This is a genomic window from Neorhizobium petrolearium, from assembly GCF_029854435.1.
GTDB lineage: Bacteria > Pseudomonadota > Alphaproteobacteria > Rhizobiales > Rhizobiaceae > Neorhizobium > Neorhizobium petrolearium.
In genome coordinates this window covers 39,280-52,908 of the sequence record NZ_CP123001.1, presented here as the reverse complement: position 1 = coordinate 52,908, position 13,629 = coordinate 39,280, and the positions used below count along the sequence as shown (strand labels likewise).

General features: G+C 61.4%; 13 protein-coding genes. 2 read left to right on the top strand and 11 right to left on the bottom strand.

What is annotated here, in order from left to right:
- Window positions 1-32 precede the first annotated feature (32 nt).
- The 4 genes from QEO92_RS27100 to QEO92_RS27085 all read right to left on the bottom strand — a co-directional run bounded on the left by QEO92_RS27100 (window position 33) and on the right by QEO92_RS27085 (window position 4,288).
- Complete coding sequence (locus tag QEO92_RS27100; RefSeq protein ID WP_037149812.1) at window positions 33-701, bottom strand: methionine ABC transporter permease; 669 nt, start codon at window positions 699-701, stop codon at window positions 33-35.
- Entirely contained in the window at window positions 691-1,788 is a 1,098-nt protein-coding gene (locus QEO92_RS27095; RefSeq protein ID WP_407722176.1) for a methionine ABC transporter ATP-binding protein, read from the bottom strand. Before QEO92_RS27095 ends, QEO92_RS27100 begins: the two co-directional genes overlap by 11 nt.
- Window positions 1,789-1,988: 200 nt before the next feature.
- Entirely contained in the window at window positions 1,989-3,416 is a 1,428-nt protein-coding gene (locus tag QEO92_RS27090) for a GH1 family beta-glucosidase (RefSeq protein ID WP_227705315.1), read from the bottom strand.
- A gap of 128 nt (window positions 3,417-3,544) precedes the next feature.
- Window positions 3,545-4,288, bottom strand: coding sequence for a hypothetical protein (locus tag QEO92_RS27085; protein WP_227705314.1), 744 nt, complete (start codon window positions 4,286-4,288; stop codon window positions 3,545-3,547).
- A gap of 84 nt (window positions 4,289-4,372) precedes the next feature.
- On the opposite strand from QEO92_RS27085, the gene QEO92_RS27080 reads away from it, so the two are divergent.
- Window positions 4,373-4,750 carry a helix-turn-helix domain-containing protein gene (locus tag QEO92_RS27080; protein WP_227705313.1) on the top strand — a complete coding sequence of 126 codons (378 nt, stop codon included), beginning with the start codon at window positions 4,373-4,375 and terminating at the stop codon, window positions 4,748-4,750.
- 10 nt (window positions 4,751-4,760) lie between these two features.
- Here QEO92_RS27080 and QEO92_RS27075 read toward each other — a convergent pair whose 3' ends face one another.
- From QEO92_RS27075 to QEO92_RS27045, 7 genes are all read right to left on the bottom strand, one after another.
- Complete coding sequence (locus QEO92_RS27075) at window positions 4,761-5,933, bottom strand: Gfo/Idh/MocA family protein (protein WP_227705312.1); 1,173 nt, start codon at window positions 5,931-5,933, stop codon at window positions 4,761-4,763.
- Between the two features lie 48 nt (window positions 5,934-5,981).
- Complete coding sequence (locus QEO92_RS27070; protein ID WP_037149872.1) at window positions 5,982-6,395, bottom strand: DUF2442 domain-containing protein; 414 nt, start codon at window positions 6,393-6,395, stop codon at window positions 5,982-5,984.
- A 201-nt stretch (window positions 6,396-6,596) separates the two neighbouring features.
- Window positions 6,597-7,649, bottom strand: coding sequence for a sugar phosphate isomerase/epimerase family protein (locus QEO92_RS27065; protein WP_037149870.1), 1,053 nt, complete (start codon window positions 7,647-7,649; stop codon window positions 6,597-6,599).
- 76 nt (window positions 7,650-7,725) lie between these two features.
- The gene (locus QEO92_RS27060) at window positions 7,726-8,691 is read right to left on the bottom strand and encodes a substrate-binding domain-containing protein (protein WP_037149868.1); all 966 of its coding nucleotides are present in this window, start codon (window positions 8,689-8,691) and stop codon (window positions 7,726-7,728) included.
- Between the two features lie 89 nt (window positions 8,692-8,780).
- Window positions 8,781-9,782, bottom strand: coding sequence for an ABC transporter permease (locus tag QEO92_RS27055; protein WP_037149864.1), 1,002 nt, complete (start codon window positions 9,780-9,782; stop codon window positions 8,781-8,783).
- The gene (locus tag QEO92_RS27050; protein WP_227705311.1) at window positions 9,782-11,305 is read right to left on the bottom strand and encodes a sugar ABC transporter ATP-binding protein; all 1,524 of its coding nucleotides are present in this window, start codon (window positions 11,303-11,305) and stop codon (window positions 9,782-9,784) included. The genes QEO92_RS27055 and QEO92_RS27050 overlap by 1 nt, the downstream gene beginning before the upstream one ends.
- A gap of 107 nt (window positions 11,306-11,412) precedes the next feature.
- Window positions 11,413-12,408 (bottom strand): LysR substrate-binding domain-containing protein, encoded by a 996-nt coding sequence (locus QEO92_RS27045; protein WP_227705310.1) that lies wholly within the window; start codon window positions 12,406-12,408, stop codon window positions 11,413-11,415.
- Window positions 12,409-12,517: 109 nt separating this feature from the next.
- On the opposite strand from QEO92_RS27045, the gene QEO92_RS27040 reads away from it, so the two are divergent.
- The gene (locus QEO92_RS27040) at window positions 12,518-13,396 is read left to right on the top strand and encodes an aldo/keto reductase family oxidoreductase (protein WP_227705309.1); all 879 of its coding nucleotides are present in this window, start codon (window positions 12,518-12,520) and stop codon (window positions 13,394-13,396) included.
- Window positions 13,397-13,629 lie beyond the last annotated feature (233 nt).

Sequence of the window (13,629 nt, the reverse complement as noted above, 5' to 3'; positions counted from 1 at the left end):
GAGGCCAGTCTTGGGAGGCTGGATTTCAAAAATCAGGTCTTGCGGCTGCGCTTGTCGAAGCGTCGGGCGAGCGCGTCGCCCAGGCTCTGGATCGCCTGCACGAGCACGATCAGCACCACGACCACCGCCAGCATGACGTCCGGCATGAAGCGCTGGTAGCCGTAGCGGATGCCGAGGTCGCCGAGCCCGCCGCCGCCGACCGCGCCAACCATGGCCGAATAGCCGACCAGGCTGACGAGCGTGAGCGTGAGCGCCAGCGTCAGGCCGGGCCTGGCTTCGGCGAGCAGCACCTTGAAAACGATCTGCATCGGCGTGGCGCCCATGGCGCGCGCAGCCTCGATCAGGCCCTTGTCCACTTCGCGGATCGCCGCTTCGGCCAGCCGCGCGACGAAGGGAATGGTGGCGATGGTGAGCGGCACGATCGCAGCCGACGTGCCGATCGACGTGCCGGCCACCAGCCGGGTGAAGGGGATGATCGCCACGACGAGGATGATGAAGGGCGTCGAGCGCGCCGCATTCACGACCAGCCCGACGATGCGGTTTGCTGTCGGCGCGGCATAGAGTTCGCCGCGGCCGCTGGTCGCCAGGAACACGCCGATCGGCAGGCCGATCAGCGAGCCGATGAGGCCGGCGGCGGCGACCATCTGCAGGGTCTGGAGAAGCGCCTTGGTGAGCAGGTTGAAGAGCATGTCAGGCGACATAACCTAGCACCTCCGTCTGCAGGCCGGTCTGACAATAGAAGCGCTCGGCGCGGGCAAGCACCTCGGGCGTCGCCGAATAGGCGATGACCAGCGACCCATAGGGCTCGCCGGCGATCTCGTCGATCGTGCCGGCGATGATGTTCACCTCGGAACCGAGTTCCTGGATGAGCCTGGAGACCAACGGCTGCTGCGCCGTCTCGCCGAAGAAGGTGACACGCACCACGGCACGCGAGACCGCCTGCGGCGTCGCGGCAAGCTTGCGGGCGATCGCCTCCGGCAGCTTCGCGCCGGCAAGGCCTGAAAGAAGCGCCCGTGTCGTCTCGTGCTTCGGATCGGTGAAAACGTCGAAGGTGCGGCCCTTTTCGACGATCCGCCCTCGGTCGATCACCGCGACGTCGGAGGCGATGGTCTTCACCACCTCCATCTCATGAGTGATGAGCAGCACCGTAAGCCCCAGTTCCGCGTTGATGCGCTTCAGGAGATCGAGGATCGACTGGGTGGTCTCCGGATCGAGCGCCGATGTCGCCTCGTCGGAAAGCAAGAGTTTCGGAGAGGTCGCGAGCGCCCGCGCGATGCCGATGCGCTGCTTCTGGCCGCCGGAAAGCTCGGAGGGATAACGGTTCGCCTTGTCGCCGAGGCCGACGAGATCGAGAAGCGGACCGACCTTGTCCCTGATCGCCTTCGCGGGCAGGCCGGCGATCTCGAGCGGCAGCGCGACGTTCTCGAAGGCGGTGCGCGAGGAGAGCAGGTTGAAGTGCTGGAAGATCATGCCGATCTCGCGGCGCAGGTCGCGCAGCCCGCTTTCGGAAAGGCCGCCCACCTCTACGCCATCGACCACGACGCGGCCGGACGTGGCTCTTTCGAGCCCGTTGACGAGGCGGATCAGCGTCGACTTGCCGGCGCCGGAGCGGCCGATGATGCCGGTAATGGCGCCGCGCGCCACGGAAAGATCGATACCATCGAGGGCGGTGAACTGGTTCTCGTCGTCGCGGCCGAAGCGCTTCGTTACCGCCTCGAACGCCACCATGGGATCGCCCGCCGCATCTTTGGCCGGCGCGGATCGAGCCGCTGGAAATTGGATTGTCATCTTGGACTCACGGATTGTGTCTGATCGTTTGGCGGTTGTTTAACCGCTTGTGCATGCATTAGCCAAGCAGGCTGCACATTCGAAGACAGACGGTGTTCCGGAGCATCGTGTTTGGCTTTCACATCCTGGCCGGGCGCGGCCTCGTTTCTGCCGCATTGATGCCCGGAGCGCCCGCATTTTGACAGGGATGATTTTCCCTTTCAATGCGAAATCAGGAAAAATCTTCTCACATCTGTGAAATCAGCGGGCGCGTGATTGCCTTTGGGGAATTGCGAGGCAAGCTCGCGATACCACTTGCCGCTCTTCTTGATCGTCCGCTCCTGTGTCTCGTAGTTCACATGCACGAGGCCGAACCGCATGCGATAGCCTTCCGCCCATTCGAAATTGTCCATAAGGCTCCAGGCGAAATAGCCTTTCATCGGATAGCCGTCCCGGATGAGATCGGCCACCACTGAAAGATGCTCGACATAATAGTCGAGGCGCGGCTGGTCATCCACCTCGCCGTTGACCGGCTCCATGTTGTAGCAGGCGCCGTTCTCGGTGATGTAGCAGTCCGGCAGGTCGTAGCGGCGGTAAAGGTCCTCGACCAGCAGCTTGAGGCCCGGCGCATAAACCTCCCAGCCGATATCCGTCTCGACGTCGCTGGCGCGCTTGGCCTCCACCGTCCATGGGAAATCGCCCTTGCGTTCAGGATCGTCATGGACGCGCGTCGGGGTGTAGTAGTTGAGGCCCCACCAGTCGAGCTTCTGGCTGATGATCTTCAAGTCACCTTCCTCGACCGCCGGCATGCGGTCCCCGAGCGCGTCGAGAAATTCCTTCGGATATTCGCCCTTGAAGACCGGATCGAAGAAGGCGCCGTTGTGGAACTGGTGAGCCCGTTCGCCCGCGGCAAGGTCTGCCGGGCTGTCGGAGCCGGGAATGACCGAGTTCGCATTGATGACGATGCCGACAGGAACGTTCGGCGTCACATGCCGGATCGCCTCGACGCCGAGGCCGTGGGCAAGATTGACGTGATGCATGGCGGCAAGCGCCGCCTCCACGTTCTGCTCGCCCGGCGCATGGATGCCGTAGAGATGGGAAAGCCAGACGATGCACCAGGGCTCGTTGAAGGTCGCGACCGCATCGAGCCGGTCGCCGAGGCGGGCCATCACCACTTTCGCATAACGCTGGAAGGCATAGGCCGTGGAGCGCGCCGCCCAGCCGCCGTCGCCCATCAGCATCAAAGGCAGGTCCCAATGGTAGAGCGTCGCATAGGTCTTGATGCCGCGCGCCTTGCAGCCGTCGATGAGCCGGTCGTAGAAATCGAGCCCTTTCTCGTTGATGCGCCCGGTGCCGTCCGGAATGATGCGCGGCCAGGCGATCGAGAAACGGTAGGCTTCGACGCCCATCTCCTTGATGAGATCGAGGTCTTCTTCCCAGCGGTTGTAATGATCGCAGGCAACATCGCCATTGTGACGACCGTAGACGCGGCCCGGCATGTTCGAAAAGGCATCCCAGATGGAAGGCTTGCGGCCATCGGCCTTCGTCGCGCCTTCGATCTGGTAGGAGGCGGTCGCAACCCCGAACAGGAAATCGCCGGGGAAACGGGCTGCAAAGCTCTTCGGATCAGGCGTCTTGGGATTGCTCATGATGTGCCACCCTATCTGGTTGCGCGGCCTGGAAGCCAATCGAGCGGCGGTTTAACCAAGCGCAGACCGGTTGTACAGGGCAAAGGTACGGATTTCTGAAACGTTGCAGAGGCCGCACCTGGCGATGATTAGGCCTTTTCTAGTGCATCAAAAAATATGTCGCGATCACGATACCCACTCACAAGGTCCCAGCCCGCCAGCCATTGATAGATAAATGCGGTAAGAGGTTCCGATTCATCGTAGCCGGCTTGAGAATCAAAAAGGGATAGAAGTCGCACCTCAAAGCGCTTTAATAGACAAAATAACTCTCCATTTTGAATAGGATAGTTGTGTAAAAAGAATTCTATCTGGGATGCAAGCAATTTAATGTCTTGGATTATACTCTCAAATTCAAACGTCCGCTCCATCATTTGATTTTCAAATGCATAGAATCCTTCATTAGACTTTTTACCTTTCGAAAAACGGATCTTAAACTCTCTGACATCGGTCAAGCTCTCAATTTCATCATACTGACCAGTGAGATCTTCTCTGCCTCCTTTGATGCTTGCCATCACTACTGATGTGACGACGTCTTGCCTGATGCTTTTATACAGGGAGATCATGTTTTCTTTGAGGATTTTGGAGCGGCGGCGCTCGGGAACAAACACTACCAAGAAATAGAAAAGAAATGAAATCAGTCCTCCTGATGCGAAACTGAAAAAAATATTGAATAAATCATCTGATAAATTCGAAATTTCATTAGGAAGAAAAAGGCGGAGATAAATTAATAATATACAAAACGCAACATTTACACAAAACCACAAAAAAATTGAACGGAAAGCATTATCCAAGAAATGGTAGAGCTTCTTCGAAAAAGTTGTTAAATCATCCATATTCCAGGCCCTATCTCGAACTATAAGCTGTCAGTATAACTACAATTATGGTCCTGCTCATCAGTTGTTTTGGGGGGAGCAAAAATGGATATCAGTTCTATCCGCACGCTGCTCAATGAAACCGAATACGAGGAAGCGCTGAAAGCGGTTCGCCCCTATTTCGAGAACGAGCCCGAGGACGGCACGATTGAGGCCGCCCATTTCGATGCGCTCATGCTGCTGATCGAAGAATATGAAGCCAGGCATTACCCGATCCCGCAAGCTTCGCCGGCCGAAGTCCTGAAATCGGTCATGGAAGCCAACAACTACACCCGCGCGGACCTGATAGAGATCCTCGGGTCGAAATCCCGTGCCGCGGACCTGTTGAACGGACGGCGCGAGATCAACCTCGACCAGATCAGAAAGATCAGCCGGGCGTGGCATATCCCGGCTGGAGCACTGGTGGGCCAGATTTCAGGTTAAGAGCCGCGTTTTACACTCTCACCCACGCCCCATTCTTCTTCGAGGATGCAACGCAGGCCTCCACGAAGGCCACTCCCTTCACGCCGTCGTCGACCGTCGGATAGATGACGGCCTTGTCGAGCGCCACCCCCTTCTTCTTCGCGTTGATGGCGCGCGCCGCCTCCGTATAGATCGTCGCGAAGGCTTCGAGATAGCCTTCCGGATGACCGGAGGGGATGCGGGAAACCCGGGCGGCGGCAGGACCGGCGCCGGCGCCGGCACGGGTCAGAAGCCGCTTCGATTCGCCGAAGGGCGTGAACCACAGATAGTTCGGGTCCGCCTGCACCCATTCGATGCCACCCTTGGTGCCGTAGACGCGGATCTTCAATCCGTTCTCATGGCCCGGCGCCACCTGGCTGCACCAGAGCATGCCCTTGGCCCCGCCTTCGAAGCGCAGGAGCACATGGGCGTTGTCGTCGAGCCTGCGACCCTCCACGAACGTATCGAGATCGGCGGCGAGGCTTTCGAGCGTCAGCCCGGTAATGAAGGAAGCGAGGTTATAGGCATGCGTGCCGATATCGCCGGTCGAGCCGCCGGCACCCGACTGCGCCGGATCGGTGCGCCAGACCGCCTGCTTGGCGCCGGTCTGCTCGACCGCCTCAGTCAGCCAGTCCTGCGGATATTCCACCTGCACGATACGGATCTTGCCGAGATCGCCGTTCTGGACCATCTCGCGCGCCTGTCGCACCATCGGATAGCCCGTGTAGTTATGCGTGAGAATGAAAAGCGCGTCGCTCTCCTCTGCCGCCTTCCTGAGCTTCTTGGCATCGGCGAGATTGGAGGTGAGCGGTTTGTCGCAGATCACATGGATGCCACGCCTGAGGAATTCCTTGGCAGCGTCGTAATGCACGTGGTTGGGCGTCACGATCGAGACCGCCTCGATGCCGTTCTTCAGCCGTGCCTCGCGGATCGCCATTTCCTTGTAGGAACCATAGGTGCGCGCCGGGTCGAGCCCGAGATCCCGCCCCGAGGCGATCGCCTTTTCCGGGGTTGACGACAGCGCGCCCGCGACAAGCTCGAACTGGTCGTCCAGCCTTGCCGCCATGCGATGCACCGCCCCGATGAAGGCGCCGGCGCCGCCACCCACCATGCCGAGCCGGATGCGGGGCTCGCGCGTCTCATCGTCCTTGCCTTCGATTGCCATGAAATATCCTCTCCTGGAAAAATTGTCGTTGTTCAGCGGCAGGCGTGGTCAAGAGCCGTTCACAGCCTTTCGGGGCCGCCCGCCCTTGGCTCCATTGGCACGGCTTGCGGCTACTTTGGCCGATGATCTGGATTGCCCGCCCTTGCGCTGTGCGTCCATGAAGGTCCTGCTGCCGAAAACGCCACGCATCAGGCCGGAGATCGAGTAATCGACATCCAGTCTCTCCCAGTGGAGGCCGGTTTCGCCCAAGAGTTCAACTTCGGCCAATTGGCCGTCCGTCGCATCAGTCAGGCCTTCGAGCGAACGTCCCGGGACCATGAAAGCAGCGCCATTTGCGAACTCGACCACGATACGACCGGAAGGGACATCAAAGCGGGCGGAGACCGGGATCGACCTCTGCGCCCGCTCCTTTTCCCAGCGCCGCTTGGCCTCGCCGAGTTCCGCATCCGTGACTTCAACCATGATACTTTCTCCAAGTCTCCTGGAATAACTGCCGGCTCGCCTCGATGACCGCGACCGCCCGCCGCGGTCAGACATGCCGCCCTGTGTCAGAACCTTGAGCGTCGCGTAACCCATGCTGGCGAAGAACGGTGACCAAGCCATCAACAACCTACCTTGTTAGGTTTCTCAAGCATGACCACCGCCTCTATTCCGGCTTCAGTCTCAAAGCCCGAGCATCCGCCGGTTGGCCGCTTCGTCCGTGCCGCCGCTGGCAAAATCGTCGAAAGCCTTTTCGGTAACGCGGATGATATGCGCCTTGACGAATTCTGCCCCTTCGCGCGCACCGTCCTCGGAATTCTTCAGCGCGCATTCCCATTCGACCACGGCCCAGCCGTCGAAATCATTGGCGGCCATCTTCGAGAAGATCGCCCCGAAATCCACCTGCCCGTCGCCCGGCGAACGGAAACGCCCTGCCCGGTTCACCCAGCCCTGATAACCGCCATAGACGCCCTGCCGGCCGGTCGGATTGAATTCCGCGTCCTTGACGTGGAACATCCGGATCCGGTCCTTGTAGATGTCGATGTGGTCGAGATAGTCGAGGCATTGCAGAACGTAATGCGACGGATCGTAGAGCATGTTGGCGCGTTTGTGGTTCTTCACGCGCTCCAGGAACATCTCGAAAGTCACGCCGTCATGCAGGTCCTCGCCCGGATGAATTTCGTAGCAGACGTCGACGCCGCAGTCTTCCGCATGGTCGAGGATCGGCGTCCAGCGTTTCGCGAGTTCGTCGAAAGCTGTCTCCACAAGGCCCGCCGGGCGCTGCGGCCAGGGATAGATGAAGGGCCAGGCGAGCGCGCCGGAGAAGGTCGCATGCGCCTTGATGCCGAGATGCTTGGAGGCTGTCAGCGCCATCTTGACCTGTTCCACGGCCCATGCCTGCCGTGCCTTCGGATTGCCGCGGACCTCGGGTGCGGCAAAACCGTCGAAGGCCTCGTCATAGGCCGGATGCACGGCGACGAGCTGACCCTGGAGATGAGTGGAAAGCTCGGTCACCTCGATGCCGTTCGCACGCGCGATGCCGGCGAATTCGTCGCAATAATCCTTGGACGCGGCGGCCTTCTTCAGATCGATGAGCTGACCGGCCCAGGTCGGCACCTGGACGCCGACATAGCCTTTTTCGGCCGCCCATTTGGTAATCGAATCCCAGGAATTGAACGGCGCGGCATCACCTGCGAACTGACCGAGAAAGATGGCTGGTCCCTTGATCGTCTTCATGGTTTTCCTCCTGGGGAAATCAAAAGCTGGACGTGAAAAGAGGCGCGCCCGCAAAAGGCGCGCCTCCTGTGGGTGATCAGAACGGAGAATCCGGGAAGTAGAACTGCTCGGCATTGTCCTTGGTGACGAGCGTCGCATCCAGGATGTATTCGCCGCTGACCGGAATCTGGTCGTAGAAATGAGCCGCGGTGAGCTGCATGGCGGTCGCAACCATGGCCGGCGGATAGAGCACGTCGACCGGCACCATCTTGTCGCCGTCCATGACGCGCTTGATCATGTCCTTGGAGCCGGCGCCGGCGACGATATACTGGATATCGGTGCGCTTGGCCTGCTCTATGGCCTCGAGGACGCCGACGGCCATGTCGTCATCCTGACACCAGACCACGTCGATCTTCGGATATTTCGTCAGGTAGTCCTGCATGACGCGGAATGCGTCGTCGCGGTTCCAGTTGCCGTACTGGCGTTCCAGAACCTTGACGCTGGAGCCGGCAATCCCCTTGTCGAAACCGTCCTGGCGCTGCTGGTCGATCGGGATCGGCAGACCGCGGATGACGACGACTTCGGCATTCGGCGTGGTCTTGGCGATATATTCGCCGGCGACCTGGCCAAGTGCCGGATTGTTGCCGGCGACATAGAGGTCGCGGACCGAGCTGTCGTTGTTCGACGGCGCACGGTCTACAAGCGCCACGAAGGCTCCGCTGTCCTTCACCTGCTGGATGGCGTTGACGAGCGGGTCCGGATCGGTCGGCAGGATGACGAGGCCGTCGATACCCTGGACCGCAAGGTCCTGCACGGCATTGGCCTGGCTTGCCGGATCCGGCGACGTCTTGACGATGACGTTGAGGCCGGGATTCTGCTGCATCAGCAGCTTGGCGACGCGTTCGGCATGGAAGACGACGCCGGCCGTCCAGCCGTGGTCGGCCGCCGGAATGGAAACGCCGATCGTCACCTTCTTTTCCTCCTGGGCCCAGGCAAGGCCCGGACCGACGGCAACCGAAGCTGCAAACGCTGCCGCGGCCAGCCCGAAAGTTCTTCTACGCATGGTCTCTCTCCCAAATGTTGTGCGGGGTCTCTTAATTCCTCCGTTCCGGGCCTGCCCCAATATGCCCGGCCGATTCTCTCGATTCCTTGTTACTTCCGCATCAGCGAGCGCTGTACCAGCATGGCGATGATGATGATCGCCCCCTGGATCGCGCCGATGAGATATTCGCTGACGAAGTTCGAAAGCAGCATGATGTTGCCGACGATCTCCAGGATGAAGGCGCCGCAGACCGTCCCCCAGATGCGGCCGACGCCGCCCCTGAGTGCCGTGCCGCCGACCACCACAGCGGTGATCGCCTGCAGTTCCCAAAGGATGCCCGTGGTGGCCGATGTCGAGCCGAGGCGCGGCACGTAGAGGAGCACGGCCACCGCCACGCACAGCCCCTGCACGACATAGGCGATGGTGCGCACGCGGTTGACCGAGATGCCGGAATAGCGTGCCACGTCCTCGTTGGACCCGACTGCGATCACATGCCGGCCGTAACGGGTGCGGTAGAGCACGAAGGCGGCGATCGCAGCGGTGACGAAGATGATGATGATCGGCACCGGAATGCCGGCGATGGAGCCGAAATAGACCGGCCGGTAGAGCGCCTGCAACTCGCGGTCGCGCAACGTGATTGCACCGCCCTGGGAAAGCCAGGTCGTCAGCCCCCGGTAGATGCCCATCGTACCGAGCGTGGCGATGAAAGGCTCGATGCGGCCGATCGTGGTGATCAGCCCGTTGAAGAGCCCGCAGGCCGCGCCAAGCGCGAGCGCCACCAGCATGGCGGTGATCAGCATGAACAGCGGGTCAGCGATGGTGCCGGAATTCATGAACAGGATCATCAGGCTGGCGACGAAAGCGACCATCGAGCCGACGGAAAGGTCGAGCCCGCCCGACGAGATCACATAGGTCGCGCCGAGCGCGATGATCGCGATGAAGGCGCTGCGGGTGATGACGTTCATCAGGTTCGCGACCGATATGAAGTTCGGGTTCGCGAAATAACCGAGCACCAGGAGGAGCGCCAGCGCGATGAACGGCGCGACCGCCGCCATGTCCCAGTCCTTCGAGGTCTTCGGCGCCTTGGTGGTTTCGGTGGCGACGGAACTCATCAAGCAGCCTCCCCGGATTTGACGCCCGTCGCAAGCTGGACGATCTCGTTCTCGTTCATGTGTTCTCCCGTCACCTCGCCGACGATCCGGCCGGACCGCATGACGAGAATGCGGTCGCAGATGCCGATCAGTTCCGGCATTTCGGAGGAGACGACGATGATCGAACGCCCCTCGTCCGCCAGCCTGGCGATGAATTTGTAGATCTGTTCCTTGTTGCCGATATCGATACCACGCGTCGGCTCATCGATGATGACGACCTGCGGATCGAGCATCATCATCTTGGCGATCAAAAGCTTCTGCTGGTTGCCGCCGGAAAGCTGGCCGGCCAGGATGTCCCTGGCGCCGGTGCGGATGTCGAAGTCGCGGATCGCCTGGTCGAGCGCTTCGCTCTCGCGTTTCCGGTCGATCTGCAACGCGCCGACGAATTTACCGAGCGAGGCGAGCGTCAGGTTGACACGCAGATCCTTGGTGAGCAGCAGGCCCTTGCCCTTGCGGTCTTCGGAGAGATAGGCAACGCCGGCCTTGAGGCTCGTATGGACCTGGCGGAAATCGACCGGCTGGCCATTGAGGCGCACGGTGCCGCGGCTCGGGCGAAGGCCGACAAGCCCTTCCATCAATTCCGTTCGGCCGGCGCCGACAAGGCCCGCAAAGCCGAGGATCTCGCCCTTTCGCAGCTTGAAGGACGCATCCTGCGCATAGCCCGGAACGTTGAGGTGCTCGACCTCCAGCACTGTTTCCCGGACTTCCGCGGCGTGGCGATCCGGATAGAGCTTGGCCACATCGCGGCCGACCATGAGGCGTGCCATGTCGGCGGGTTGCAGTTCGCTCGCCGCATGGGAGGCGACGAGGCGTCCGTCGCGCAGCACCGTTACGCGGTCGGCAATCTCCTTCACCTCCGGCAGGCGGTGGGAGATGTAGAGCACGCCGACGCCCTTGGCGCGGATATCCCTGATGACCTTCAGGAGCGCCTCGGTTTCGTGCGGCGTGAGCGAGGCGGTCGGCTCGTCGAAGATGACAATGCGATGCGGCACGAGCAGCACACGGGCGATCTGGACGATCTGGCGCTGGGCGATCGACAGGCGCGAGACGATGGCATTCGGATCGATATCGCCGCCGAGATCGCGGATGGCGTTCGCGGCCCCTTCGTCCATGGTGCGATCGTCGACGCCGATCCCCTTCCTGAGCTCGCGGCCCAGATAGATGTTCTGGGCGACCGTGAGGTCGGGCGCAAGCAGGATTTCCTGGTGCACCAGCACGATTCCACGGCGCTCCGCATCCACCGGACCGGAGAAGCTGACCGCCTCGCCATCCATCCTGATCTCGCCCCGACTGGGAGCCAGGTTGCCGGCGAGAATCTTCATGAGCGTCGATTTGCCGGCGCCGTTTTCGCCGATGATCGCGTGCACCTCGCCTGCCCGGACGGTGAGGTTGATATCCTTCAGGACCTCGACGATGCCGAACGTCTTGGAAAGGCCCATTGCCTCCATGAGCGGAACGGAAGAACTGACCTCGGCCGCAGTCATCGCGGGACACTCGGAATCACGCGCACAAAGGCGCATCCAGCCGTGACAGCCCTCATGGCGCGGACGTCATGATCGATGATTACATGCACCTGAATTTCCTCCCGAGATCAGGCTAACGAAGATTCTGAGGTACGTAAAGCAGATTTCGAGCCGTTTGCACCTTGCACAACCGCTGGCACGGCCTCATCGGCATGCCACCCGGATCCGGAGTAATCCTTCATGAAATCGATGAAGGCCCGCAGCGGGGCCGGCACCAGCCGTCGGCCGGGATAATAGAGAAACGGACCGGAGAAGGGCTGCCACCACGGTTCCAGCACCGGTTCCAGCGCACCGCTCTCCAGATACGGCCGCAGCCAGTCTTCAAACAGATGGATAATGCCCAAACCCTGGATAGCGGTCTCGATTGCCAGTTCGACGCCGCCGGCCGGCCGCACGACGAGTGGCCCTCCCGCATCGATGCGCACGACCTCGCCCTCACGCTCGAATTCCCACGCGGGGATGACACCGCTTGAAAACCGTCCGCGCAGGCAGGCGTGATTGAGCAGGTCGCGGGGATGTTCAGGCCGCCCGTGGCGCTTGAGATATGCAGGAGATGCGGCCGTGGCAAAGCGTTGTGTCCTCGGACCGATCGGCACGGCGATCATGTCCTGTTCCAGCCGTTCATCGTAGCGGATGCCGGCGTCGCAGCCGGCCGCGAGAACGTCGACGAAACTGTCTTCGGCGATCACCTCCAGCCGAATATCGGGATAGGCCTGCAGGAAGGGTGGGACAATCCTGGGCAGCACCAGCCGGGCGACGCCCACGGGAACGTTGAGGCGCAGCAGCCCGGCCGGCTTTTCCCTGTAGCCGTTCACCACATCGAGCGCCGTCTCCATTTCGGCCAGCGCCGGACCGAGACGTTCGAGCAGGCCCGCGCCCGCCTCCGTCGGAACAACGCTTCGGGTGGTTCGGTTGAGGAGGCGCACGCCGAGCTGGGCTTCCAGCCGACGCACTGCTTCGCTCAATGCCGACGCGCTGGCGCCGCTGGCTCTCGCTCCCTCGCGAAAGCCCCTGGCGCGGGCAACCGTGACGAAGGCGCCCAGATCTCCAAGGTCCAACCCCATTGTTCGCCTTTCCGCACAAGCTGTGCCGATTGTATCGGATTATCTGGCCAGAGAACAGCGCCTATCTCGTCCCCATCGGCAATCAAACTCGCCGCAAAGGAGAGAGATCATGACGCATATCCAGAAGGCCGGCAGCTTTGGGCTCGGCGACCGCACCGTAAAACGCCTCGGCTATGGCGCAATGCAGCTTGCCGGACCCGGCGTGTTCGGGCCGCCGAAGGATCGCGAAATGGCCCTGACGGTGCTGCGCGAGGCGGTATTCGCCGGTGTCGACCATATCGATACCAGCGACTTCTACGGTCCGCACGTCACCAACCAGCTGATCCGCGAAGCGCTTCGCCCCTATCCCGACGACCTGACGATCGTCACCAAGATCGGCGCCCGTCGCGGCGATGATGCAGCCTGGATCCCCGCCTTCACACCCGAAGAACTCACCGCCCAGGTCCACGACAACCTGCGCAATCTCGGCCTCGACGCATTGGAGGTCGTCAACCTCAGGATCATCTTCGGCATTCACGGGCCAGTCGAGGGCTCCATCGAGGAGCAGGTCACGGCTCTTGCGAAGCTGCAGGAACAAGGACTGGTGCGGCACATCGGCCTCAGCAACGCTACACGGACCCAGATCGCCGAGGCACGGCGGATCGTCGACATCGTCTGCGTGCAGAATCACTACAATCTGGTTCATCGGGACGATGACCGGCTGATCGATGAGCTTTCAGCCGAGGGGATCGCCTATGTTCCCTTTTTCCCTCTCGGCGGCTTCACGCCCTTGCAGTCCGCCACCCTTTCGAATGTCGCGGCAAGGCTGGATGCAACGCCCATGCAGGTTGCTCTCGCCTGGTTGCTTCAGCGGGCGCCGAACATCCTGCTGATCCCCGGCACATCCTCAGTCGCACATCTGCGGGAAAATCTGGCCGCTGCCGAACTGGAACTGCCGCAGGATGCAGTGGTGGAATTGAACGGCATCGCAGAGACAGCTGCAATCTGATGCAGAAATGGGGCCGCATACAGCGGCCCCAAGACTGGCGCATCTCCACCAATTGGTCACGGCGTTCCATCAGGTCGCGCAGTTCCAGCCGCTCCGGCTCCGGTCGCACCTGTGCCGGCAAGTCCATCGTCACGCCATAGCGCGCCAGAATGTGGGCATCGACCCGGTCGATCCTGGCTCCTGGCCAGGAAACCGGCGGCCTGGGCAAACTGACGCGCCTTGCGTGGGTTGGC